The sequence below is a fragment of the Streptomyces sp. NPDC002888 genome (genome assembly GCF_042888465.1).
GTDB lineage: Bacteria > Actinomycetota > Actinomycetes > Streptomycetales > Streptomycetaceae > Streptomyces.
The window spans coordinates 477,599-502,628 of sequence record NZ_JBIAPU010000002.1 but is presented as its reverse complement, the minus strand read 5'-3'; the positions used below and the strand labels follow the sequence as shown (position 1 = coordinate 502,628).

Annotated in this window: 20 protein-coding genes and 1 tRNA gene; 6 read left to right on the top strand and 15 right to left on the bottom strand. The window is 70.8% G+C overall.

Annotated features, from left to right (window positions below):
- Positions 1–153: 153 nt before the first annotated feature.
- Positions 154–1,497 carry a hemolysin family protein gene (locus tag ACFYWX_RS05235; RefSeq protein ID WP_389422583.1) on the top strand — a complete coding sequence of 448 codons (1,344 nt, stop codon included), beginning with the start codon at positions 154–156 and terminating at the stop codon, positions 1,495–1,497.
- Complete coding sequence (locus ACFYWX_RS05230) at positions 1,494–2,510, top strand: hemolysin family protein (protein ID WP_389422582.1); 1,017 nt, start codon at positions 1,494–1,496, stop codon at positions 2,508–2,510. The genes ACFYWX_RS05235 and ACFYWX_RS05230 overlap by 4 nt, the downstream gene beginning before the upstream one ends.
- 66 nt (positions 2,511–2,576) lie before the next feature.
- Here ACFYWX_RS05230 and ACFYWX_RS05225 read toward each other — a convergent pair whose 3' ends face one another.
- Positions 2,577–2,801: a twin-arginine translocase TatA/TatE family subunit gene (locus tag ACFYWX_RS05225; RefSeq protein ID WP_389422581.1), complete on the bottom strand. Its 225-nt coding sequence runs from the start codon at positions 2,799–2,801 to the stop codon at positions 2,577–2,579.
- 361 nt (positions 2,802–3,162) lie between these two features.
- On the opposite strand from ACFYWX_RS05225, the gene ACFYWX_RS05220 reads away from it, so the two are divergent.
- Positions 3,163–3,582: a PIN domain nuclease gene (locus ACFYWX_RS05220; protein WP_389422580.1), complete on the top strand. Its 420-nt coding sequence runs from the start codon at positions 3,163–3,165 to the stop codon at positions 3,580–3,582.
- 42 nt (positions 3,583–3,624) lie between these two features.
- On the opposite strand, the gene ACFYWX_RS05215 is transcribed toward ACFYWX_RS05220, so the two are convergent.
- Positions 3,625–4,515 (bottom strand): hypothetical protein, encoded by an 891-nt coding sequence (locus ACFYWX_RS05215; RefSeq protein WP_389422579.1) that lies wholly within the window; start codon positions 4,513–4,515, stop codon positions 3,625–3,627.
- Positions 4,516–5,010: 495 nt separating this feature from the next.
- The gene (locus ACFYWX_RS05210; protein WP_389422578.1) at positions 5,011–5,394 is read right to left on the bottom strand and encodes a hypothetical protein; all 384 of its coding nucleotides are present in this window, start codon (positions 5,392–5,394) and stop codon (positions 5,011–5,013) included.
- Positions 5,395–5,599: 205 nt separating this feature from the next.
- Between ACFYWX_RS05210 and ACFYWX_RS05205 the strand changes: the two genes are divergently transcribed.
- Positions 5,600–6,796, top strand: coding sequence for a hypothetical protein (locus ACFYWX_RS05205; protein ID WP_389422577.1), 1,197 nt, complete (start codon positions 5,600–5,602; stop codon positions 6,794–6,796).
- Positions 6,797–6,803: 7 nt separating this feature from the next.
- Here ACFYWX_RS05205 and ACFYWX_RS05200 read toward each other — a convergent pair whose 3' ends face one another.
- Entirely contained in the window at positions 6,804–7,256 is a 453-nt protein-coding gene (locus tag ACFYWX_RS05200; protein ID WP_389422576.1) for a hypothetical protein, read from the bottom strand.
- A gap of 222 nt (positions 7,257–7,478) precedes the next feature.
- Between ACFYWX_RS05200 and ACFYWX_RS05195 the strand changes: the two genes are divergently transcribed.
- Together ACFYWX_RS05195 and ACFYWX_RS05190 are read left to right on the top strand one after the other, a co-directional pair.
- A complete protein-coding gene (locus tag ACFYWX_RS05195; RefSeq protein WP_389422575.1) occupies positions 7,479–7,757 on the top strand; it encodes a hypothetical protein in 279 nt (92 codons plus the stop codon).
- Positions 7,754–8,146: a type II toxin-antitoxin system VapC family toxin gene (locus ACFYWX_RS05190; RefSeq protein WP_389422574.1), complete on the top strand. Its 393-nt coding sequence runs from the start codon at positions 7,754–7,756 to the stop codon at positions 8,144–8,146. Before ACFYWX_RS05195 ends, ACFYWX_RS05190 begins: the two co-directional genes overlap by 4 nt.
- Positions 8,147–8,406: 260 nt before the next feature.
- Here the strand turns inward: ACFYWX_RS05190 and ACFYWX_RS05185 are convergent, their stop codons facing one another.
- The 11 genes from ACFYWX_RS05185 to ACFYWX_RS05135 all read right to left on the bottom strand — a co-directional run bounded on the left by ACFYWX_RS05185 (position 8,407) and on the right by ACFYWX_RS05135 (position 24,963).
- Positions 8,407–8,688 (bottom strand): hypothetical protein, encoded by a 282-nt coding sequence (locus ACFYWX_RS05185; protein ID WP_389422573.1) that lies wholly within the window; start codon positions 8,686–8,688, stop codon positions 8,407–8,409.
- Between the two features lie 634 nt (positions 8,689–9,322).
- Positions 9,323–9,631, bottom strand: coding sequence for a hypothetical protein (locus ACFYWX_RS05180; RefSeq protein WP_389422572.1), 309 nt, complete (start codon positions 9,629–9,631; stop codon positions 9,323–9,325).
- Between the two features lie 538 nt (positions 9,632–10,169).
- Positions 10,170–10,243: transfer RNA gene (locus ACFYWX_RS05175), tRNA-Thr, on the bottom strand.
- 107 nt (positions 10,244–10,350) lie between these two features.
- On the bottom strand, positions 10,351–11,928 hold the full coding sequence (locus ACFYWX_RS05170) for an alpha/beta hydrolase (protein ID WP_389422571.1): 1,578 nt from the start codon (positions 11,926–11,928) through the stop codon (positions 10,351–10,353).
- Between the two features lie 156 nt (positions 11,929–12,084).
- Complete coding sequence (locus ACFYWX_RS05165) at positions 12,085–13,290, bottom strand: DNA polymerase III subunit delta' (protein ID WP_389422570.1); 1,206 nt, start codon at positions 13,288–13,290, stop codon at positions 12,085–12,087.
- Between the two features lie 166 nt (positions 13,291–13,456).
- A complete protein-coding gene (tmk, locus tag ACFYWX_RS05160) occupies positions 13,457–16,774 on the bottom strand; it encodes a dTMP kinase (protein WP_389422569.1) in 3,318 nt (1,105 codons plus the stop codon).
- Positions 16,775–16,936: 162 nt separating this feature from the next.
- The gene (gene topA, locus ACFYWX_RS05155) at positions 16,937–19,795 is read right to left on the bottom strand and encodes a type I DNA topoisomerase (RefSeq protein WP_389422568.1); all 2,859 of its coding nucleotides are present in this window, start codon (positions 19,793–19,795) and stop codon (positions 16,937–16,939) included.
- A gap of 277 nt (positions 19,796–20,072) precedes the next feature.
- Positions 20,073–20,270 (bottom strand): hypothetical protein, encoded by a 198-nt coding sequence (locus tag ACFYWX_RS05150; RefSeq protein ID WP_389422567.1) that lies wholly within the window; start codon positions 20,268–20,270, stop codon positions 20,073–20,075.
- Positions 20,271–20,411: 141 nt separating this feature from the next.
- Positions 20,412–22,553 (bottom strand): protein kinase, encoded by a 2,142-nt coding sequence (locus ACFYWX_RS05145; protein WP_389422566.1) that lies wholly within the window; start codon positions 22,551–22,553, stop codon positions 20,412–20,414.
- 238 nt (positions 22,554–22,791) lie between these two features.
- Complete coding sequence (locus tag ACFYWX_RS05140; RefSeq protein WP_389422565.1) at positions 22,792–24,330, bottom strand: methyltransferase; 1,539 nt, start codon at positions 24,328–24,330, stop codon at positions 22,792–22,794.
- Positions 24,331–24,360: 30 nt separating this feature from the next.
- Complete coding sequence (locus tag ACFYWX_RS05135; RefSeq protein WP_389422564.1) at positions 24,361–24,963, bottom strand: small secreted protein; 603 nt, start codon at positions 24,961–24,963, stop codon at positions 24,361–24,363.
- Between the last annotated feature and the right edge of the window lie 67 nt (positions 24,964–25,030).

Here is a 25,030-nt window from a genome sequence, read left to right as displayed (position 1 = left end):
GGAACATGGATTCGGCCACGATCGTTGTCCTGAACGCACACCGAGCATGAGGAGTCATCCCTTGTCCGCCAGATCGACGGACCCCCCGGGGCACAGTCCCCGACCACCCCGCCACAGCAAGTGTGAACGCGGCACGCGGCGAGGTGGTGTTCGATGAGTGCCGCGAACGCCGTACTGGGCCTGCTGGCCGTGTTCGTACTGACCGCCGGCACCGGCTATTTCGTCGCCCAGGAATTCGCCTACGTCTCCGCCGACCGCCTCGCCCTCACCCGCGAGGCCGAGGCCGGGGACAAGAAGGCCGCCCGCGCCCTGAAGGTGCTGGAGCGGCTGTCGTTCATGCTCTCCGGCGCCCAGCTCGGCATCACCGTGACCGGCCTGGTCGTCGGCTTCATCGCCGAACCGAGCGTCTCCGCGCTGCTCAAGCCCGCCCTGTCCGGCCTCGGCCTGCCCGACGCGGCCGTCTCCGGCATCTCCGTCGTACTGGCCTTCGTCGGCGCCACGGTGGTGCAGATGGTGCTGGGCGAACTGGCCCCGAAGAACCTCGCGATCGCCGTGCCCGAGCGGCTGGCCAAAGCGCTGGCCGCCTCCACACTGGCGTACCTGGGGATCGTCGGCCCGGTGGTGCACGTCTTCGACGGCACGGCCAACAGGCTGCTGCGCAAGGTCGGCATCGAACCCGTCGAGGAACTGCACCACGGCGCCACCCTGGAGGAGCTCGGCCACCTCATCGGCGAGTCCCACGAGCAGGGTGAACTGCCCAAGGACACCGCCGAACTCCTCGACCACGCCCTGGAGTTCTCGGACCGTACGCTGCACGAGGTGATGGTGCCGCGCGCGGACGCCGTCTTCGTCCGCAAGGCCGCGAGCGCCGCCGAGGCGATCGACCTGATCGGCAAGCACGGGCACTCCAACTACCCCGTCCTGGGCGACCACCCGGACGACATCACCGGCGTGCTGGGTGTACGTGAGCTGATGTCGCTGCCCGCCGACCGGCTCGCGGACACCACAGCCGGCGCGTCGGCCAGGCGCCCGCTGCTGCTGCCCGAGACGCTCGGGCTGCCCGACGCCGTCACACAGATGCGTGAGCACGACGACGAGTTCGCCGTCGTCCTCGACGAGCACGGCGGCGTCGCGGGCATCGTCACCTACGAGGACATCGCCGAGGAGCTGGTCGGCGACATCGCCGACGAGAGCGACACCATCACCGAACTTGCGGTCGCCGACGGCGGGGGCTGGCTGGTGGACGCGGGCCGCCGCCTCGACGAGGTCGCCGAAGCCACAGGCATCGCGTTGCCCGAGGAGGACGACTTCGACACCGTCTCCGGTCTGATCGTGGACCGGCTCGGACGTTTCCCCACGATCGGTGACCGCGTCACCGTCGAGCTGCCGGGCGGAGGCGGCGCCGTCATCGACGTACGCACACTGGACCGGCACGTGCCGGATCGGGTCCGCCTGGAGCGGCTGCCCGCAGTGGACCGTGAGGAGGAGCAGGCATGAGTTTCCCGATGGCGCTCTTCGTCACCGTGCTGCTGCTGATCGGCAGCGGGTTCTTCGTGGCGGCCGAGTTCGCGCTGGTCGCCGCCAAGCGGCACCGCATGGAGAAGGCCGTGGCCGAGGGGCAGCGGGGCGCCAAGGCCGCCCTGGCCGGGATGCGCGAGCTGTCGCTGATGCTGGCCGGCGCCCAGTTGGGCATCACCATCTGCACCCTGGGGCTGGGTTCGCTCTCCAAGCCCGCGATCTCGCACGAACTCGACCCGCTGCTGCACAAGCTGGGCCTGCCCAGCTCCCTCAGCTACGCGATCGCGTTCGCCGTGGCAATGATCGTCGTGGTGTTTCTGCACATGGTGGCCGGCGAGATGGCCCCCAAGTCGTGGGCCATCGCCCACCCCGAGCGTTCGGCGATGCTGCTCTCGCCTCCGTTCCGGGGCGTCGTGAAGGTCGTACGGCCGCTGATCCAGCTGTTGAACAAGGTGAGCAACGCACTTGTACGGCTGTGCCGGGTCACCCCGCGCGACGAGCTGGCCTCGGTCCACAACCGCGAGCAACTCACCCACCTCGTCGAGGAGTCGGAGCGGCTCGGCCTGATCAGCAAGGACGACTCCGAGCTGATCACCCGCTCGCTGACCGAGCCGCAGACCCCGGTGGCCGACCTCCAGGTCCCCGCCGCCGAGATCACCTCGGTCGACGGCACGGCGGGCGTCGACGAGATTCTGCGCATCGCCACGGACCACGACCGCACCCGGCTGCTGGTGCGCGAGAGCGGCACGGTCCTCGGCTCCGTCCACGCCCGCGACGCCATGGTCGCCCGCGCCCAGGGCCGCGCCATGAACGCCCGCGCGCTGGCCCGCCCCGTACCGGAGCTGACCGCGGACGCGACCGTCGCCGAAGCGATCGACCTGCTGCGCAGGCGGCGGGCCTCACTCGCGGTCGTCCGCGACGACACCGGGCGTCTGACCGGCATGGTCAGCCTGGACGACCTGCTGGCCCGCTACCTGCCGCAGGCGTACTGACGCCTGCCGTCGGGGGCGTGGGGGCACGACCGGCGCCCGCCCCCGACGGGTTCACGGGCGACGAGTTCACGGGCGTGGGGGCACGGGGTCGTCGTCCTGCCGCCCGACAACGCTCCCGGGCACGGTGCGCGGACTGCCCTCCGCACCGCCCTCGCCCTTCAGCGCCTTGGCCTCGCTCTTGAAGATCCGGGCCGCCTTGCCCGCCGAACGCGTCAGCTCCGGCAGCTTTTTCACCCCGAGGACCACCACGACGACGAGGAGGATCAGGGCCAGTTCACTCAGGCCGAACATCAGGTCCGCTCTCTCTTCCCGGGACGGTCGACGGCCGATACGGGGTACCGTCAGCGCATCGCGATCTACAGTTCTGTAGAAGTCTCTCCTGAAGCGTGATCACTCAACAAGCCCGCGCTCCTGATCGTCATCTCGGAGAGACGGGCGGCGGGCGTGACGCCACGTTCAGAAGGTGTTGTAGAGCAACAACAATAAAACCGAAGAAGCCGCAGGCCAGATACCTGACCTGCGGTTTCCCTCGGAGCCGCCTTCGGGATTCGAACCCGAGACCTACGCATTACGAGACCATGAGCGATCGTGTCGCGTGGTGCCCTGTCGTACTGCGTAGTGATGTTTTGCCTGATGAGAGCATGCGCAGCAGATGCAGGACCTTTACCTGATCGACAAGTCCGCCCTCGCTCGCTGGACGAAGCCGAGCGTCAAGGAGGTACTCAAGCCCCTGCACGAGCGTTTCCTCCTCGCGGTGTGCCAGCCCACCGAGTACCAGATGATCCACTCTGCCCGGGACAGCTCAGAAGCAACGCGGATCAGCACGTGGCTCCACGCCTTCGACTACCTCCGCACCGACGACGACGTCTTCACCCGCGCTCTCGAGATCCAGCGCCGTGCTCGCAACGCAGGCTTCCACCGCGCCCTGTCCCTCCCCGACCTGCTGATCGCGGCCACAGCGGAACTGCACCGGCGAACGGTCCTCCACTACGACGGCGACTTCGACATGATCGCCTCCCTGACGGGACAACCCGCCGAATGGGTCGTACCGCCCGGCAGCGCCGACCGTTGAGCAGGCCGCCCATCTGCCGGGCGCGGTCGGCGGCCGGAAGCCTCAGTCACGCGTCCGTAGCGACATCAGCCATGCCAGGTCCGCCGCGGCCTGACTGCGGACCGCCTGTTCACGGGTGAACAGCTCCTGGGTCTTCGTCAGCACCAGCGTGTACGGGCGCCCCTGCCGCCTGGTCTGGTGGCGCACCGGCAGCTCGGCCGAGTCGATCCTGGTGTGCACATGCCGCCGCCCCTCCTTCGCCAGCGGCCATTCGAGGACCCGCCGCGACCGGGACCCGAGGAAGGCGCCGAGAACACCGCACAGCTCGCAGCCGCACGCGTCCCAGGCCACTGACCAGTCGTCAGCAACGCGCGGCGGCCGCTCGGCCACCGCGCGCAGCCGGTCCGCACAGTCCCGCGCGATGACGTCGAGCCCCGCCGCGCCCCACTCGGCCGACGTGCTCACCTCCGCGGCGCTGCGCAGCAGCGCCATCAGGCACTCGAGTACCGTGTCCCCGCGTTCGCGCAGCGCTGCCAGGATCCCGTCCCGCAGTTCTTCGTCGGCCGCTGCCAGGACGTATCGCAGCGGCAGGGCCGGCTGCTGCAGCTGCGCACGGCGGATCACGGCCGGCCCGGCCGTGATCCACAGCCGCAGACCGCTGTCCACCGCGGCCCAGACGCCGGCGGACAGCAGCCGCGCCACCGCCGACGCCCGCTGGGCACACAGCGCCGCACACAGCTCCGGCAACCGCTCGGTCCACTCGTACTGCTGCGACGGGAGGCGGTGCTCCGACGCGAACCAGGCATCGACGACCCGGCGTATCCACCCGGTCCCGTACCGCTCGGCTGCCGCGGCCAGTCCGTCCGCGTGCTCCGGGCCGAGCGCACCCACCTGGAACGGCTCCAGCAGCATCGCCGCGGTCTCGGCCGCATCCAGGCCCGCGGCCACCCGCAACGCGCAGTCCAGCAACCCGGGTTGCGGACGGGTGCTCTTCCAGAACGGTGCGAGGGACAGCGCATGCTCGCGCGCCCGGTCTGTCCAGGTCGCCCCGCGCGATGCCGACGCGCAGTTCCTCCAGGGCCCACCGCGATCCGCCCTCGCCGCGTGCCGCGAAGGCCCGCTCACGCGGCCACACGACCACCGCGGCCCGCCGGTACCACCGGTCCAGCGTGTTGCCGTAGTTGCCCATGTAGCCCTCGTACTGGGAGTCGTAGGGCGTCAGGTCCGTGCTCGCAGTGCTCGCGCACACCTCGTAGTCCTGAACCCGCAACGAGATCTCTTCGCCACCGGTGCCGTCCGGACCGGTCCACCAGCCCAGGGTGATCTCGTCGTCGATCAGCTCCTGGAGGACGTAATCCCCGTCCTCGCCCGCATCGCCGTCCTCGTCCTCGTCATACCCGTGATCGCCCCAGGGGTCGTCCCCCTCGGGATACGCATCCCAGGTCTCCTTCACTCGGCGAGGGCGAGCACCGACTCGCACCCGGCCTGCGCGGCAGCGGCGCGCAGCAGAGCGGCACGCCCCGCGTCGGCGCCCTTGAGCCGCTCCCAGCTCAGGCCCCGCTGGGTGTACTCGTGATCGAGCAGGTACACAAGCCGGGTCGGCGGATCCAACTCGCGGGTGCCGTAGCGCGGTTTGGCGGGCGAGCCGAAGTGTCGGCCCAGACTGTGTGCCAGCTCCGCCAGCGGTCCGGACACCTCCGCCGAAGTCCCCGGCTCGGCGAGCAGGTTGAAGGTGAGCGTCACCCGGTACCCGGTTCGGACCGGAGTGACCTGGTGCCGGCAGTCGGCATAGAAGGCGACGAGGGATCCGTCTTCGAGCCGCGGTAGGCGCATTCCCGCCCGGCGTGCTCGACGACCAGCTCTCCCCCCGTGTGCGCCGAAGGCAGGGAGAGCACCAGCGTGCCCACCATGGCGTCGTCCTTCTCCGACCTACGAACCCGACGACACCGCCGGGACCGTAACCGTGGATGGGCCCCGAACGAGGGATCACGTCCAGGTCCCGTGAGATGAGCCGCACCTGTCGGTAGTCTGCACGGACGTGAGCGAGTACCAGTACTACGAGTTCCAGGCCATCGACCGACCGTTGACGAAGGACGAGCTCGAAGGGGTGCGAGCGCTGTCGAGCCGGGCCCGGATCAGTGCGACGCACTTCGTCAACGAGTATCACTACGGCAACTTCCGCGGCGATGAGCGCAAACTGATGGAGCAGGTGTACGACGCCCATCTGTACTTCGCCAACTGGGGCTCGCGGCGTCTGCTGCTGCGCCTGCCCACCACACTGCTGCCCGCCCGCAGCGCCGAACCGTACTGCGCGGAAGACGCCTTGACCTGCCGGACCAGGAATGGGCATGTGCTGCTCGACTTCTCCTACGAGGCCGAGGACGGCGGCGAGTGGGACTTCGAGACCTCCTTCACCCTCGCCTCCTTCACCCCCCTGCGTACCGAACTGGCCGCAGGCGACCTGCGCCCCCTCTATCTGGTCTGGCTCTCCGCGCTCACCCGCTGGGAGCTGCAGGAGGACGTCGACGAGGACGAGTACACCTCCACCGTCGAGCCGCCTGTACCCGCCGGCCTTGCCCAACTCACCGGCCCGCAGCAGGCCTTGGCCGACTTCCTTCACGTCGACCCGCATCTGCTCACCGCGGCCGCCCGCGCCGGCGGTGCCGCTCCTTCCCAGGCGATCGACAAGGACGCGCTCGCCGCCTGGATCCGCGCCCTGCCACCACGCGAGAAGGACACCCTGCTGCTGGACGCCGCCCTGGGCACCGCCCCGCAACCGGGCCCCACTCTGCTGGCCCGCCACCGCGCCGCGTCCCGTGGTACGGCCGGACAGTCCACCGCTGCCCGGCGCCGCTCAGCCGCAGAGCTCCTCGACGCCGCCCATGAGGTGCGCAGCGAGCACACCCGGCAGCAAGAGCAGGCCCGCGCCTGGGCCCGCCAGGCCAAAGAGCTGGCCCGCGAGAGCCACCTGGACCACCTGGACCACCTGGACCACCTGGACCACCTGGCGGAGAACGCCGAGCAAGCCTGGGAGGACGTCGCCAACCTGATCGGGAGGAAGCAGCCCGGCCCCTACGACACCGCTGTCACCCTCCTGAAGGATCTCCGCGACGTCCACGACCGGGCGGGCACTCCCGAGGAGTTCACCCGGCGCCTCCACGACCTGCGCGAGCAGTACCGCGGCAAGCCCTCGCTGATGCGACGCCTCACCAACGCCGGCCTGACAACCCGCTGAGGCACGCTCAGATGTGGTCGCGCGGCCCCTCGGCCAGGAGGCGGAGCGCGGCGAGGGCGGCCGAGCGGCCAGTCGTGGACAGGGAGATCAGGGCGTCGATGGACCGTTCCGGTTCGAGGTAGCCGAGTTTGCGACCGGTGTGCCAGAACCTCCACAGCAGCCGCTCGGTGTCCTTCACCTCCATCGCGGTGCCGTCGCCGTGGGTGAAGCCCGCAGCAAGCACCGGATGGATGGCATCGCGCAGGTCCTCGCGGAGCCGGGGCTCCGCCCACAGCGCGCCCAGGGCGCACTCGGCCACCTGCCGATCCGCTGCGGTGGTGCCGAGCCAGGCCAGCGCAGCCGTGTGCTGGCGCAGCTGATGGTCAGTCAGCTGAGCGCGGCCGGCAGCCGAGAGCTTGAGCGTACGAAGGCGCTTGGTCACCAGCCGGTGGATGCGGGCGAGTTCGTGCAGGTCGGCCACTGGAACAGGTCCACCTCGGAGCGCGGCCCCTTGCCGATCGGGTACCAGTGCGGGTAGCGGGCGAACGCGGCTGCCACCAGTTCCCGCGGCAGGTAGCCGGCCTGGGTCAGGGTGACGCCGTCACCGATCTGCTCCAGCAGCCACCGCAGCGGCCCAGCCGTGTCCGCGGGTGCCGCAGAAGACTCTTCTACCCAATAACAAGAGTATTGTTAATATGGCTCCATGGCCACCACCCCTGACCCCGCTCCCGGCGAAGGCCCTGTCCGCCCGGTCTCCGTCTCCCTCCACGAAGGCACCATCGCGGCCCTCAAAGCACGCACCGGCAAGCGAGGCATGTCCGCCTACGTCGAAACCCTCATCCAGCGCCAACTGGAACGGGACCGACTGCGCGAACTCATTGCAGACGCGGAGACCGAACACGGGCCGGTGGATCAGGCAGCTGTCGAGGCCAAGCGAGCGCTCCTGCGCGGCAACGCAGCCGGCTCGGCAGACGCCGCATGAGCGGCACCCTCGTCCTGGACTGCGAAGGCCTGCCCAAACTCGTATGCCGCACCCCCGAACTCACCGAATGGCTCGCCGCCGCCGAGGCCGAGGACATCCGCGTCGTCATCAGCTCCGTTACCCTCGTCGAAGCCCGCGACCCCAAGACCAACCAGGCCCGCTTCGACTACGCCGTCTCCCGCGTCAACATCGTCCCGCCCACCGAAGCCATCGCCCGCCACGCGAGCAAGCTGCTCGCCGCAGCCGGCCTGCACGGCCACAAATACGCCCTCGACGCCATCGTCGCCGCCACCGCGCTGGCCTCGCCCGCGCCGGTGACCGTGCTGACGTCAGACCCCGAGGACCTCCTCATGCTGTGCGGCCCCGGCATCCGCGTGATCAAAATCTGAACGGCACCACACCTCCGTACCCAAGAGATCTGCCCCGAGCAGGGAGGCTGCCGACAAGTCGTCCGGGGGAACCAGGCCGGTGAGCCGCCCGGAGTCGCCGCGGACGACGGTGAGGGTGTCGTCGGTGCGCTCGCCAGGCGCTTTCCCTCGTGACCTTGAGCACCAATGACTTCGCGCCCCGCGACCGACGCCAGAGGCTTGGATCTCCAGGATCTCCGCAGCTCAGGAAGGGCAAAGTGTTCGGCTGACGGCACCATGGCTCAGAGTACGCCGCCGCTCGCATGGAGGGCGCCGTTCTCAACGTCGTCCACATGGACGATGGCGTCCGGAATATCCATGAAGTGCATGAGAGCCCTAACAGAGACCTTGTAGCTCCGTCCCGCCCTCGCCACAGGGAAAGGGAACTCTCCTGCCCTGATGAGTCGGTGTGCGGCAGATTCGACGGCCCCCATCACGCCTGCAGCTTCTCGGAGTCCGGTGAACGAGGGGTAGAGGTCTGAGACATACAGGCATTTCCGGCCGGAAAAATATTTCGACGTCATCCATCGAGTACTCCGACGAGAGGGCCCTCCCATGCCGGAAGGCAACCTCGAAGGCTGCCTTCATCATTCGATCCCTGACGTGGCGCGGCGGAACGCCCATAGCAGTTTCTACCCATATCTCCAATGCGGTTGCGACCATGGCCGATCGGATTTCTTCGCGCTCAACTTGGAAATCACGAGAGATTTTCGTGGACAGCGAACGGAAACAGGGAACTATGCAGTCCAGGATGACCAGCCGCCACGTATCGTCGCCATCCAGGTCACACAGCCTCCCCATGGCAATAATGGACTCCCAAAGACGGGAACTCGGGGCTGACTGGACTCCCGCCCGGATCGCGTCGGCGCGGAACTTCGGATAAGTGGGATGCCGCTTGATCTCACACTCCTTGACATTTCCCACATGCACACAAACCGGCTCTTTCCCAAAAACCTTCCGAGCCTTCCATTCGATTTAGTCGAAGACATTCGGCATGATTCACACCCCATTCTTCGCAACCATTCATGACCGAGTATGACGGGCCAAAAAGAATTCAGCGAACCTTCCCGAACCTGGTCACCCAATCACGTGAGAAATGTTAGTGTTAAATTTTTTGATCTCGCAGCGGGCCCACCAGGGCTGCTCGGCGCCCTCCCATCACCAGCCTCTTTGTTTCAACGTGCTGGCTAGTGCGCTCCGGCACGTCAACGCGGAGCAGCTTGAGCAAGTCGGCGGTGACGACCCGGTAGGCCTTGCGTGCACGGATACCGGCCGCGCTTGCTTGCGCAACAGATCTTCGGCCTCCGGTGCGGCACAAACGTGCACGTCGATGTGAGTACCGCTCAGGAACAGGCGAGTCCAGGCGCGGCCACGGTCTTCGTCGGCCAGCCAGTGCGCTTCGTCGACAAACCAGGAGATCGGCGACGGCGGGCGCCGCCTCGGCCGTGCAGCACAGCACCGGCGCATCCGGGGTTGAGGCGTTCCTCACCCGTGAGCAGACCGACCCGCTCCGCACCGAGCAGGGTACGCGGCCGTTCGTAGACCTCAAAGGCGAGCATGCGCAGCGTAGAGCCGGTCCGCCCGGCCTCAGCGCAGGCGGCCAGCAGGGCGATGGCGTCAATGTGTCTTGCCGGAGTTGGCGAGGCCCAGGTGGAAGGTGACCCTGGGGTCGGCTGTCCGTCGGTCTCCGACATCGACAATCTCAGCACACTCAGCGACGGCCACCGGCTCAACCGCCATAGACACCGCCTGCCACACCACCAGCGCACCGATGCGCTCCCCTTGTGCACCCTGATCGGCAACCGGGACTGACCAGGCTTCAACCGTTCGTGAAAACAGCACTCCAGAGCATGTCCACACGCCCATTCCCGTGAACCGCCTTCACCGGCGCTCCCCAGGCCTACGCATTCCGTCTGCGCAGGTCAGCAGCCGTACCCTCGCCCGGACCAGACAGCACGAACAGAATAAAACCCCAGGTCAGATGCCTGACCTGGGGTTTGGATAGAGCCGCCTTCGGGATTCGAACCCGAGACCTACGCATTACGAGTGCGTTGCTCTGGCCATCTGAGCTAAGGCGGCGCGCTGTCAGCACTATGGTGCGATCAGCAACGTCGGTAAGTCTACACAGTTTCCGGGGGTGCTCTGTCCACGCCCCCGGAGCGACGCTGCGGGGGCGGTGGGAGTGGTTATGAGCAGCGCTTTCCGTTGGCCGGGGGCGGGGTGCCGCGCAGGAGGTACGTGTTGATGGCGGAGTCGATGCAGTCGCTGCCGCGGCCGTAGGCGGTGTGGCCGTCGCCCTCGTAGGTGAGGAGGCGGCCGGAGGAGAGCTGGTCGGCGAGGGACCGGGCCCAGCGGTACGGGGTCGCCGGGTCGCGGGTGGTGCCGACGACGACGATCGGGTCGGCGCCCTTCGCCTCGATGCGGTGAGGCTCGCCCGTCGGCCGCACCGGCCAGTACGCGCAGTTCAGGGTGGCCCAGGCGAGGCTCTCGCCGAAGACCGGGGAGGCCTTCTCGAAGGTCGGGAGGGAGTCCCGTACCTGCTCGGGTGAGGAGAACGCGGCGGGCAGATCCAGGCAGTTCACCGCCGCGTTGGCGAACATCAGGTTGGCGTAGCGGCCGTCGAGGTCCCGCTCGTAGTAGCTGTCGGCGAGGGCGAGCAGGCCCGCGCCGTCGTTCTGCTTCATCGCCGAGGCCAGCGCCTCGCGCAGCTGCTCCCAGGCACCCTCGTCGTACATCGCCGCGATCACGCCCGTGGTGGCCAGGGCCTCGCCCAGCTTGCGGCCGTCCGGGTCCCCGGTGGGCAGGGGGTGCGCGTCGAGCTTTTCGAAGAAGGCCTTGAGGTTCCTGCCGACCCGGTCGGGTGTCGCGCCCGATGCGCCGAGCGGGCAGTCGGTCTGTCGCACACAGTCCTTCGCGAACGACTGGAACGCCGTCTCGAACCCCGTCGTCTGGTCGAGGTTCAGCCGGCGCGCGGGCAGCGACGGGTCCATCGCGCCGTCCAGGACGAGCCGTCCCACCCGGTCCGGGAAGAGCCCCGCGTACGTCGCCCCGAGGAACGTCCCGTACGACGCCCCCACGTACGTCAGTTTCCGGTCCCCCAGCGCCGCCCGCAGGATGTCCATGTCCCGCGCCGCCTCGACGGTCGAGACATGGCGCAGGAGACGGGGCTCGTCCGCCGCGCACCCCTCCGCGAACTTCTCGTAGGACGCGACCAGCTGGTCGGTCTCCCGCCGGTCGTCGGGCGTCACGTCCGTCTGTGTGTACGTGTCCATCTCCCGCCCGTCGAGACACTCCACGGGCTCGCTGCGGGCCACGCCCCGTGGATCGACCGCGACCATGTCGTAGCGGGCGCGGACCTCGGCCGGGTAGCCGATGCCGGCGTACTGCTGGACGTAGCCGACCGCCGAGCCGCCCGGCCCGCCCGGGTTCACCAGCAACGAGCCCAGCCGCTCACCCGGCCCTGTGGCCTTCTTGCGGGCGACGGCGAGCCGTACGTCCCCCGCGTCGGGTTTGGCGTAGTCGAGCGGCGCCTTCATGGTGGTGCACTCGAAGCCGGGTCCGCAGTCACGCCAGGTCAGCCGCTGCCCGTAGTACGGCGAGAGCGCGGACGGCGTGGCACGCGGCAGCGCGGCCAGCGCCGCCTCGGCCGCACCGGCGGAGCCCGTCGGCCCCCCGGAGGCGGAGCAGGCGGAGACGAGCAGCGCGGCGGCGCCGAGAAGTGCGACACCGGGACGGAACCTGCGGGGAGAGCGCCTGAGGTACATCGGTCGAGCGTAACTCTGCGCGACGGGTTGAATGCTCTGCGTGTGCAACGTGCCACGGATGAGTTACGCCGTCAACGTGGCGTGTCCCGTCGGCTTCGGGCGCGTGCGGCCCGACCCCTGGCTCAAGCCCGCCGGGGCGGGCTCCTCAGCCCGCTCTCAGCCCGCTCTCAGCGCCATCGTCATCGCTTCCACCGCGAGCAGCGGGGCCACGTTGCGGTCGAGGGTGTCGCGGCAGGCGGCGATCGCCTCGATGCGACGCAGGGTGGACTCGGGGGTGCTGCCGCGGGCGAGCCGCTCCAGGGCGTCCTCGGCGTCGCCGTTGGCGATCGCGACGCGTGAGCCGAGCTGGAGGGCGAGGACGTCGCGGTAGAAGGCGGTCAGGTCGGTGAGGGCGAGATCGAGGCTGTCGCGCTGGGTGCGCGTCCGGCGGCGCTTCTGCTTGTCCTCCAGGTCCTTCATCACCCCCGCCGTACCGCGCGGCAGCCGGCCGCCCTGAACAGCGCCCAACGCCGCCTTGAGCTCCTCGGTCTCCTTGGCGTCCATCTCCTCGGCGAGAACCTTGGCGTCCTCCGAGGCCGCGTCCACGAGCTCTTGGGCGGCCTTGAGGCAGCCGCCGACGTCCTCGACGCGCAGCGGCAGCTTCAGCACGGCGGCACGGCGCTCGCGGGCGGCCGGATCGGTGGCGAGGCGGCGGGCGCGGTCGACGTGGCCCTGCGTGGCGCGGGCCGCGGCGGCGGCGACGTCGGGCTCGATGCCCTCGCGCCGGACGAGCATGTCTGCGACGGCGTCGACCGAGGGGGTGCGCAGGTTGAGGTGGCGGCAGCGGGAGCGGATGGTCGGCAGGACGTCCTCGACGGAAGGGGCGCACAGCAGCCACACGGTGCGGGGGGCGGGCTCCTCGACGGCCTTGAGAACGGCGTTGGCGGACTTCTCATTCAGCCGCTCGGCGTCCTCGACGAGGATGACCTGCCAGCGGCCGTTGGCCGGCGAGGTGAACGACTTGCGAACCGTGTCCCGCATGTCCTCGGCGAGGATCTGCGTGCCGACCGCGGCGACCGTGGTGACATCGGCATGGGTGCCCACGAGGGCCGTGTGGCAGCCGTCGCAGAAGCCGCAGCCCGGGGAGCCGCCGAGCGCGCGGTCGGGGCTCACGCACTGCAGCGCGGCCGCGAACGCCCGCGCCGTCTGGTTCCGCCCCGCGCCGGGCGGCCCCGTGAACAGCCAGGCGTGCGTCATCTTCGACGCCTCGGGCGGCGGGGTGCCCGTGCCGGCCGCGGTGACGAAGGCATCGGCATCCCGAGCGGCGGCATCGAGCTGATCGCTCACCTTCTCCTGCCCCACCAGGTCGTCCCAGACGGTCATCCCGCCTCACCCCGCCCTTTCGTCACACTTCGCGCTGCGGGATCCATTGTGCGGGGCGCCACTGACAACCAGGGCCACCATCCAGGGGAGCCACCGCCTGCAGCGGGCTCGGGCCGCGGACCGACCCGCACAGCCGCGGGCCGCTCCACCTGCCGCGGCTGCGGGCTCAGCCCCGCCGGCCCCGCCCCCGGCCCCGTCCGCCCCGGTCGTCGCCGAACCCTTCCTCGTCCCCATGGGGGCCGAGCAGCTCGTCCGCCAACGTCGGCAGATCGTCCAACGGCGTCTCCTCCGCCCAGTCGGGCCGAGAGCGGCGCCTGGGCGTGCCGTCCTCGTCGACCTGCGGCAGCTCCCGCGTACGGTCGTCGGAACCGTCCGGCCCCGCCCCGGCCCGCTCGTCGCGGAAGAACCCCGGCGGCACCCGGTCAGCGGGATCCTCGCCGCGTACGGGCGGCAGCACCGCCGTCTCATCGGCCGCACCCGGCGGTACGGGCGGCAGCACCGCCGTCTCATCGGCCGCACCCGGCGGCACCGGCGGCAGCACCGCCGTCTCGTCCGCCGCACCCGGCACCGGCGGCTGCGGCAGCTCTGCCGTCACCTCGGAGTCGGGCCCGCCGGAGGACTCCTCACGCGAGGACCGCGTATCGGCAGCATCGGCAGACCGGCCGTCGGCAGACGGGTCGCCGGAGGACCGCTCGTCGGCAGACCGCCCCCGCGCCCCCTTCCCGTCCCGGACCGGCCGTAGCACCGCCGTCTCCTCCACCGGCCCGCCCGACGCGTTCGTCGGGGTCACGACCGGCGTCGGCACGGTGACCGCGTCCGACGGGACGGCAGGTGCGGACGATGCGGCGGGCGTCGTCGGCCGCGGGCCCGCCTGCGCGGCGGCCGAGGCCTGCTCGGCCGCCCGGCGTGCCTCCTCGGCCCGCAGCAGCGCCTCCTCGGCCTTCCGCTGCTTCTCCAGGCGCAACGCCTCGGCCTCGGCACGCAGCCGGGCCTCCTCCTCGGCCTGCTTGCGGCGCCGCTCCTCCTCGGCCTTGCGGCGGGCCGCCTCCTCGGCGCGGACCTTCTCCTCGGCGAGGAGCCGGGCCCGCTCCTCCTCGGCCCGCCTGCGCGCTTCCTCGGCCCGCTGCCGGGCCTCCTCCGCCTGCCGTTCGGCCTCGCGCCGCTGCGCCTCCTCCAGCTCGCGCCGCTTACGCTCCTCCTCCTCGGCACGCAGCCGCGCAAGCTGCTCCTGGCGCTCGCGCTCCAGGCGCTCCTCCTCGGCCTTGCGGGCGGCCTCCTCCTCGGCCTTCCGGCGTGCTTCCTCCTCGGCCTTGCGGCGGGCCTCCTCCTGGGCCTTCACCTCGGCCTCGGACAGCGGCAGCATCTGGTCGAGCCGGTGGCGGACCACCGCCGTCACGGCCTCCGGCTCCTGCCCGGCGTCGACGACCAGGTAGCGGCCGGCGTCGGAGGCGGCCAGCGTCAGGAAACCGGACCGTACGCGCGCGTGGAACTCGGCCGGCTCGGACTCGAGCCGGTCGGGCGCCTCGGTGAACCGCTCGCGGGCCGCCTCCGGGGAGACGTCCAGCAGCACGGTCAGGTGGGGCACGAGCCCGTCGGTCGCCCAGCGCGAGATCCGGGCGATCTCGGTCGGGGACAGGTCACGGCCCGCCCCCTGATAGGCCACGGACGAGTCGATGTACCGGTCGGAGATCACGACCGCGCCGCGCTCGAGCGCGGGCCGCACCACCGTGTCGACGTGCTCCGCGCGGTCCGCCGCGTACAGCAGCGCCTCCGCGCGGTGCGAGAGGCCCGCGCTCGACACGTCCAGCAGGATCGACCGCAGCCGCTTGCCCACGGGCGTGGCCCCCGGCTCGCGCGTGAGCACGACCTCGTGGCCCTTGGCCCTGACCCACTCGGCGAGCGCCTCGGCCTGCGTGGACTTCCCGGCGCCGTCGCCGCCCTCCAGAGCGATGAAGAAGCCGGAGGCCGCGGGGGCCTGCGCCGGGTCGTCGCCGTGCAGCAGCGCGTCCCGCAGGTCGTGCCGCAGCGGCACGCCGGAGCGGTCGTCGACCTTGGCCAGCACCAGCGCGGCCATGGGCAGCAGCAGCGCGCCGACCAGCATCAGCGTGAACGCGGCCCCGCCGTGCGCGAAGACGAACTTGCCGTTCTCCAGGCGGTGCGGACCGATCCCAGCCGCCACCACGGGTGCCAGGAGCGCGCCGAGGGCCACGGAGACCCGTACGACCGCGTGCAGGTGCTCGGTCGTGCGCGGCCGGCGGAAGTCCTCGGCCTCCTGGTCGAGCAGTGTGTGTCCGATGTTGGCGGCCATGCCCGCGCCGACTCCGGCCAGCGCGTCGATGAGCAGCACCGTGGTGACGTCCGGGACCAGCCCGGCGGCCAGCAGCGCGACGCCGGTGAAGGCGATCACCAGTGCCAGCAGCCGACGGCGGGACAGGGCGGGCAGCACGGCAGGCGCCGTACGGATGCCGACCACGACGCCGCCGGTCAGCGCGAGCACCAGCAGCCCGTACAGCACCGGGCCGCCGCCCAGGTCCTTGGCGTGCAGCACCGACACGGCGACGGCGGCGGCGACCGACCCGGCGACGGCCGCGCAGGCGAGCACCAGCAGCGGGATCGCGCCCGTGCGGCCCTTGTCGACACCCGAGCCCGTCTTGGGGCGGCGCAGCCCCTCCAGCGGCGACCGCGCGCGCGGGGTGCGCGTGCCGGGCAGCTCCAGGAAGGTCAGCACGGACACGGATGCGGCGAACAGACCCGCCGCCACGTACGAGCCGAGGGCGGCCTGGTGCTGGTCGAACCAGTCGATTCCCGCACCGAGCAGATTGTTGATCAGCGCCGCTACGACGAGCGCGGCGGCCGCGAGGGGGATCGTTACGAAGCTCGTACGCAGCGACAGGCGGCGCAGCGCGTCCATGTGGTCCGGAAGCGGCCGTACCGTCGCGCCCTCCAGGGGCGGGGCGGGCAGCAGCGCGGGGGCGGCGCTCTCGCGGGCGACCGTCCCGAAACGTTCGGCGACACCTGCCACGAAGGCGGTGACGAGGAGGAAGGCCAGCGCGTCGTCCGGGGTCCAGTCGATCCACAGCGGCGCGATGATCAGCAGCACGGCGCGCACGCCGTCCGCGCCGACCATGGTCCAGCGGCGGTCGAGCGGGCCGTCCTGGGAGGTGAGGGAGGTGAGCGGTCCGAGGAGCACGGCTCCGAAGAGCAGCGTGGCAAGGACACGCACCCCGAAGACGGTCGCCACTGCGAACGCCACGCCCCGATAGCCGCCCCCGAACGAGCCCTCGGCGATGGCCGCCTGGAGGGCGAGGAGGACCAGCACCAGCAACGCGAGGGCGTCACCGATACCGCCCACTAGTTGCGCGCTCCACAGCCGCTTGAGCTGAGGTTGGCGCAGCAGGGCGCGAACGGCGCGCTCGCGGGAGTCCGCTACCAGGGCGTCGTCTGGGGCCGGGTTGTGGGCCGTAGGCTGCTCGGCTCGCGTCATGCTTTCAGCCTATCGGGCAGCACCGACAGCGCGGTGAGCCCGTCCTGACGTGCGCACGCCCCGACACCAAAGTGATGCCGGGGCGTTCTTTTTGCGAAGCCGCGGTGGAGAAAATGCGGCGCCGAGGGACGACGCCTAAGAGCGGCGCCCCTCAACCGCCGCTCAGTCCTCCGCGGCCGCCTGCGAAGCCGTCGCCTTCTTGGCGGTCGTCTTCTTCGCCGCTGCGGTCTTCGCCGCTGTGGTCTTCGCGGCCGTGGTCTTCTTCGCCGCCGTCTTCTTCGCGGCCGTCGCCTTCTTGGCCGGGGCCTTCTTCGCGGGCGCCTTCTTCGCCGTCTTCTTCGCGGGGCCCTTGGCCCGCTTCTCGGCGAGCAGCTCGAAGCCGCGCTCCGGGGTGATCTCCTCGACGCTGTCGCCGGAGCGCAGCGTCGCGTTGGTCTCCCCGTCGGTGACGTACGGCCCGAAGCGACCGTCCTTGACGACGACCGGCTTACCGCTGACCGGGTCCGCGCCCAGCTCCTTCAGCGGCGGCTTGGCGGCGGCGCGGCCACGCTGCTTGGGCTGGGCGTAGATCGCCTGCGACTCCTCCAGCGTGATCGTGAAGAGCTGGTCCTCGGACTGCAGGGACCGCGAGTCCGTGCCCTTCTTCAGGTACGGGCCGTAGCGGCCGTTCTGCGCGGTGATCTCCACGCCGTCCGCATCCGTGCCGACGACGCGCGGGAGCGACATCAGCTTGAGCGCGTCCGCCAGCGTCACCGTGTCCAGGGACATCGACTTGAACAGCGAGGCCGTGCGCGGCTTGACGGCGTTCTTGCCCGTCTTCGGGGTGCCCTCGGGGAGCACCTCGGTGACGTACGGGCCGTACCTGCCGTCCCTGGCGATGATCTGGTGGCCGCTCTCCGGGTCGGCGCCCAGCTCGAAGTCGCCGCTCGGCTTGGCGAGCAGCTCCTCCGCGAGCTCGACGCTCAGCTCGTCGGGCGCCAGGTCCTCCGGGATGTCCGCGCGCTGGTGGTTCTCGGAGTCCTTCTCGCCGCGCTCGATGTACGGGCCGTAGCGCCCGACCCGCAGCACGATGCCGCTGCCCACCGGGAACGACGACACCTCGCGCGCGTCGATCGCGCCCAGGTCGGTCACCAGCTCCTTGAGGCCGCCGAGGTGGTCCCCGTCGCCGTTGCCGGCGTCGGCGGCGCCGCCCTCACCACTCGCGGCGAAGCCGCTGTCAGGCACTGTCTCGCCGAAGTAGAACCGCTTCAGCCACGGCACGGCCCGCGCCTCGCCGCGCGCGATGCGGTCGAGGTCGTCCTCCATCCTGGCGGTGAAGTCGTAGTCGACGAGCCGCCCGAAGTGCTTCTCCAGGAGGTTGACCACGGCGAAGCTCAGGAAGGACGGCACGAGGGCCGTGCCCTTCTTGAAGACGTACCCGCGGTCCAGGATCGTGCCGATGATCGACGCGTACGTCGACGGGCGGCCGATCTCGCGCTCTTCCAGCTCCTTGACCAGGCTGGCCTCGGTGTAGCGGGCCGGGGGCTTGGTGGCGTGCCCGTCGACCGTGATCTCCTCGGCGCCGAGCGCGTCGCCCTCGGCGACCTGGGGCAGGCGGCGCTCGCGGTCGTCCAGCTCGGCGTTCGGGTCGTCGGCGCCCTCGACGTACGCCTTGAGGAAGCCGTGGAAGGTGATCGTCTTGCCGGAGGCGCTGAACTCGACGTCACGCCCGTCGGCGGCGGCACCACCGATCTTCACCGTGACGCTGTTGCCGGTCGCGTCCTTCATCTGGGAGGCGACGGTCCGCTTCCAGATCAGCTCGTAGAGCTTGAACTGGTCGCCGGTCAGACCCGTCTCGGCGGGAGTGCGGAAACGATCACCCGAGGGGCGGATCGCCTCGTGGGCCTCCTGCGCGTTCTTGACCTTTCCGGCGTACGTGCGCGGCTGGGCCGGCAGGTAGTCGGCACCGTACAGCTGCGTGACCTGGGCGCGGGCGGCCGTCACGGCGGTTTCGCTCAGCGTCGTGGAGTCCGTACGCATGTACGTGATGTAGCCGTTCTCGTACAGCTTCTGCGCGACCTGCATGGTGGCCTTCGCGCCGAAGCCGAGCTTGCGGCTGGCCTCCTGCTGCAGCGTCGTCGTACGGAACGGGGCGTACGGCGAGCGGCGGTACGGCTTCGACTCGACGGACCGGACGGAGAAGCGGGTGTTCTCCAGGGCGGCGGCGAGGGCGCGGGCGTTCGCCTCGTCGAGGTGGAGGGTGTTCGCGCTCTTGATCTGTCCCAGGGAGTCGAAGTCGCGGCCCTGCGCGACCCGCCTGCCGTCGACGGTCTGGAGGCGGGCGACCAGCGACGACGGGTCCGACGAATCCCCCGCGCGGCCGGTCGCGAAGGTGCCCGTCAGGTCCCAGTACTCAGCGGAACGAAACGCGATGCGCTCGCGTTCCCGCTCGACGACGAGTCGGGTGGCCACGGACTGGACGCGACCGGCGGACAGCCGCGGCATGACCTTCTTCCACAGGACCGGCGACACCTCGTAGCCGTAGAGGCGGTCGAGGATGCGGCGGGTCTCCTGGGCGTCGACCATGCGCTGGTTGAGGTCGCGCGGGTTGGCGACGGCCTCGCGGATCGCGTCCTTGGTGATCTCGTGGAAGACCATCCGCTTGACCGGCACCTTGGGCTTCAGGACCTCCAGGAGGTGCCACGCGATGGCCTCGCCCTCGCGGTCCTCATCGGTGGCGAGGAAGAGCTCGTCGGAGTCCTTCAGCAGGTCCTTGAGCTTCTTGACCTGGGCCTTCTTGTCGGCGTTGACGACATAGATGGGCTCGAAGTCGTGTTCGACGTCCACGCCGAGGCGGCGGACCTCGCCGGTGTACTTCTCGGGCACCTCCGCGGCGCCGTTGGGAAGGTCGCGGATGTGCCCCACACTCGCCTCGACGATGTAGCCGGGGCCGAGGTAGCCCTTGATCGTCTTCGCCTTGGCAGGCGACTCGACGATCACGAGTCGGCGGCCGCCCTTCGCGGTCTCGCTGGTGGGGGACAACTTCGCTCTTCTCTCCGGTCGACGCTGGGGCTCCCCAGGCTTCGTCCCGGGGCTGGGTCGTGGTGACGCTGCGGAGTGTGACGGTACATCCCGCCCCCGTGTCAAACGGGAAAAGCCCACAACGGCCACTCGAACGGTAACCCGACTACCGCCATTCCTGCCGCCCGGAGTGCCCACCAGGTCTTTTCCGGCCCATCCGGAGCGTGACCTCTCAATTACGGACGTGCTCGCCGGTTCCCGGTTTGAGAATGGCCTCCCGGGGTCATCGGCCGGTTCCTCAAAGGCGGGTGAAGCACCACGCGCCGAGAGCCAGCGAAGCCACCGAGGCCAGCGTGGCGAGGGTCGCCGATGCGACGGGGTTCACACCGAGGGCGACGGGCTCGCGGTGCCGCAGGCGGGTCGCGGTCCACACCAGGAGCCCGCCTCCGAACAGGGCGAACACCACTCCCGCGAAGATCGCCGATCCGCTCTCCATGTTCGTCCGCGTCCCCTTTGCATCCGCCCCACACGCGCCCGCCCCGGGAGGCTGACACGCGCGGGCGGCGCCCAGGCGAACCAGAGGTGAACGCAGGGCTGACGGCGCCACGGACTCACCCCGTCCACGTCCCGGTCCGTCTCAGACCGAGCCGGGCCCGGGTATTTTTCCGGTCGTCTTCTTGTTGTCGACCTGACTGACCGTGCACACGATCTTCGTGAAACCCGCCTTCCAGTCGTCCTCGTCGGTCACCCAACCGATCACGAGGCGCTCCGAACCGGGCGCCCAGGTCGACTCGAACTTGTTGCCGCACAACTTCGTCGCATTGGCGGCGCCCTTCTCGTAGCTCATTTTGTCGGGGGCCTGAACGGTTCCGATCACTTGATCCGTGTGCGGTTCGGCGCAGTCCGTCAGCGGTGCCTTGTAGCCGTCATCCAGTTCCTCGTAGACCCAGCAGTCGCCCACGCTCATCTGCCCCACCCACAGGCTCGTGCCCGCGTCACGGAAGCGGCCCACCTCGCCGCCTATCGCGGCATGGCGTCCGAGGACGAGACAGGCCGTGCCGCTGTTGGCCGCGGTGAAGCCCTCCTTCGTCGGCACGACGGCGTAGCCACCCGCGTCGGGCAACGCGTCCACGACCGCCCTGCTCTGGCTCTCGCACCGCTCGGCGCCCTGGGAGCGGGCGTCTGCCTGGTCGGTGGCCGAGTCGACCGCCACCACCTGCCCGTCCGGCCAGTCGTCGACGCAGTCCACCACGCCCAGGTTCGGCGACGACCTGAACGGCGTCCCCGACCAGACCGCCTTCACACAGTCCCCGGTCTCCAGCGGCTCGGTGAGCCCGACCACGTCGCCGTACGGGTACACGGGCCCGGTCGGCGACTGCGAGGCACTCGGCGAGGACGACTTCTTCGTCGCGGCGCTCCCGGCGTCACCGTCGTCGCCCCCGGTCAGCGACACCGCCGCCCACGTACCACCCGCGACCACGAGCACGACCCCCACGACGAGAGCCACGAGAGCGAGCCGCCTCTTCCTGCCGGGGTGGCCTTCCGTGTACGGCGGCGAGGGCGGGGGCGGGCTCCCCGCATGGGGTGACTGGCTGCCGGGGGCCTCGAAGGGCCCGACCGTCTGCGCGTAGGGGTTGCCCTGACTGAAGGGAGGTTGCGTCTGCGGGGAGCCATGTCCCGGCGTGGGCGGCGTGCCCGGCGTACGCGCGCCGCTCCAGCCGGGCGGCGGACCCGGCGGTGTACCGGCTACGAATGCCGGCGGCAGCCCGTCCGCCACGGGGCTTCCCGGCGGCACCCCGGCCACCCCCACCGCCAGCGTGCCGAACCCCTCGGGCGGCGGTCCGAAGCCGCCCGCCGGTGCCCCCGTGGCCCCGGCACCCCTCAGCACCCGCTCCAGTCCCCTGGCCACCGCCTCCGGTGAGAACCTGCGCACGGGGTCCTTCACGAGCAACCCCAGCAGCACCGGAGTCAGTTCACCCGCGCGGGTCGGTGGCGTCGGGTCCTCGCCGAGCAGAGCCATCAGGGTCGCGTAGTCGCCGTGGCGATCGAAGGGGCCGCGTCCCTCGACGGCGGAGTAGAGCGTGGCGCCCAGGGAGAACAGGTCGGCGGCCGGGGTGGGCGGCTCACCGCGGGCCCGCTCCGGGGCGAGGTAGCCGGGCGTGCCGAGGATGCCGGCGGTGGCCGTGAGCCGGGGCTCGCGGGACTCGGGCTGGAGCGCGATGCCGTAGTCGGTGAGCAGCACGCGCGCGTAGGTGTCGCCCGAAGCGTCCGGCGCGAGCAGGATGTTGGCCGGCTTCACGTCCCGGTGCAGGATGCCGATGCGGTGGCCGGCGGTGAGCGCGTCGAGAACGGCGAGCCCGACGCGGGCCACCTGGGCGGGCGGCAGCGGCCCCGACCGCCGTACGACCGCCTGGAGATCGACCGCGTCCGGCACGTACTCCATGACGATCCAGGGCAGCCCCTCGTGCACCACCACGTCGTGGACCGTCACCACGTGCGGGTGGCCGCGCAGTCGTGCCGCGTGCCGCGCCTCGCTGCGGGCCCGCGCGATACTCCCCCGCTCTCGGCTTCGCTCGAGCGGGGGGACCCCCGGGGCCGGCTCGCCCGCGTCCGTCGGCACGTCCGCGAGCGCGATCTCCTTCACCGCGACCTGGCAGGCCAACTCCTGGTCGTACGCGAGCCAGACGCGGCCCATGCCGCCCGCGCCGAGCATCCTGAGCAGCCGGTACCGCCCCTTGATGATCCGGCCCTCACCCTGATCCGGCGTCTCCCCCGCCATCGCGCCTCCCCCGAGACAGCGCGCCTCCCCGAGAACGCGCGAGGTTTGTCCCTCGAAGGTAGCTTCGCACCCACCACTGACAGGAGCCCTTTTCCGGGTCAATCCCATCAGATCGGGCACTTGGCTCACGGGAGTACGGACGCGGCCCAGGCGTGACGCCGACCGAGCCCGGGCGGGATGCCGACGCGCAGGCGCGGGCTGCCGACGCGCCCGGACTCAGGCGTGAGGCCGGCCCGGCTCAGGCCGGGTCCAGGAAGCCCTGCTCCACGAGCAGCCGGATCTGCGCCGGCGTGCGGTCGCGCAGCATCACCGGGTCCTCGCCGACCAGTTGGGCGATCGCGTCCAGGATGCGGCCCGCGCTGAGCGAGCCGTCGCAGACACCGGCGAACCCGGCGCCGACCGTGTCCACCTTGGTCGCCCGGCGCATACCGCGGTGCTGGCGCAGCACGACGTGCTCCGGGTCCTCGGCTCCGGGCAGGCCGACCTGCTCCTGCACGACCTCGGCGGCGAGCCTGAAGTACCCCTCGAGCAGGGCCGCGTCGTCGTGCGCGCGCAGGTAGTCGAGGCGGTCGAAGTGCGTCCGAACGGCGTCACCGAGCGGCTGTTCGACCGAGTGCGGCCACTCCTCCACCGTGATGACGGGCTCGGCGGCAGCCGTCTTCCGCAGGGTGATCCAGCCGAAGCCGACGGCCTTCACCTTGCGCGCCTCGAACTCGTCCAGCCACGCGTCGTACCGCGCCTGGTAGTCGGCCTGGCCACCGCGGTGGTCGCCGGCGTCCCTGAGCCACAGCTCGGCATACTGCGCGACGTCCTGCACCTCGCGCTGCACGATCCACGCGTCGCACCCGCGTGGCACCCACGCCCTGAGCCTGTCCTGCCAGTCCTCCCCTTCCACGTGCTGCCAGTTGGCGAGGAACTGCGCGAACCCGCCCTCGTTGAGCCGTTCCCCCGACTGCTGAACGAGCGTGCGGCACAGATCGTCCCCGCCCATCCCGCCGTCGCGGTAGGTGAGCCGCGCACCCGGAGAGATCACGAAGGGCGGGTTCGACACGATCAGGTCGAACGTCTCGTCGTCGCGGACCGGCTCGAAGAGGGAGCCCTCGCGCAGGTCCGCGTCCGGGGCGCCGGACAGGGCCAGTGTCAGAGCTGTGATGTGCAGCGCGCGCGGGTTGAGGTCGGTCGCCGTCACGCGCGTGGCGTGCTGCGCGGCGTGCAGTGCCTGGATCCCGGAGCCGGTGCCGAGGTCCAGGGCGGAGGAGGCGGGCGTACGGACGGTGATGCCGGCGAGGGTCGTGGAGGCACCGCCCACACCCAGGACGACGGCTGTATCCGCCTGACGGCCCCGGCTGCCGATGCCGCCGGCGCCACCGACGGCGCAGCCCAGGTCGGACACGATGAACCAGTCCTCGCCGCCGGGCCCGCCGTACGGCCGTACGTCCACGGCCGCGGCGACCTCGTCGCCGCCGACGCGCACCAGCCACCCGCTCTCCACGCACACGTCGACGGGCAGAACGCCCTCCACGCGCGCGTGCGGCACGGGCTGCTGGAGCAGGAACAGCCGTACGAGGGCCTCCAGCGGCGTATCCCCGCGGGTCGCCCGTAGTGCGGGCACGGTCTCGCTGCGGGCGAGGGCCGCGTACGCGGGGGCGCCGAGCAGCTCGAGGAGGCCGTCGGCGGTGAAGGAGGCCCCGAGCAGGGCGTCCCGCAGCCGCGCGGCGACGTCGGGACGGTCGGAGGAGGGCAGGGGGAACTGGGCGGCGTTACTCACGCCCCCCATTGTGTCCCCCGACCGGCCGCGCGGGCGGAATCAGCCCTGGGTCGCCTTGGCCGAACCGGTGGCGGCGACCTTCTTGCAGCTGGCCTGCTCGGCCATCGCCGACTTCACGTCGCCCTGCTCCAGGTTCTTCAGCGCGCTGTTGCTGCTCTTGCTGAGCTTCCCGAGCTCGGTCGCGACGTCCTGGAGGCCGTCCGCGAACTTCCCCTGGTCCTTCGTGTCGAGCCCGTCCACCTGCTTCTTCAGGTCGGCGTACGACGTGGACAGGGCGTTGAGGGCCTTGACGGCGTCCTGCTGCTTCTTGTCGCCGGTCTCGACGCCGGGGGGCGGTCCGGCCTGCTGGACGACCGTGCCGAGCGCCTTGTAGGCGTCGGACATGTCCTGGAAGGCCTGCGAGTCGGTCTTCTGGACGGTCTCGGGCGACTGGTTGTCCGTGGCGGCCTGCTTGATCGCCTCGTTGGCCGCGTCGACCTTCGTGTCCTGCGCCGGCAGCGCGTCGCAGATCTGCTTGGCCCAGGCGTCGAGCTTCTCGTTGCCCTCGTCGCCGCTGGTGCATCCCGTCAGCGCCACTACCAGTACCGCACCGCTGGACAGTGCGGCCGTGAGCTTCTTGTTCACCGGATCGGTCCCTTCCATGGCTCTCGGCCCGGAAACATACACGGCATGGGGATGGCAGCTCTGTGACGGATGGTCGCTTTGCCAG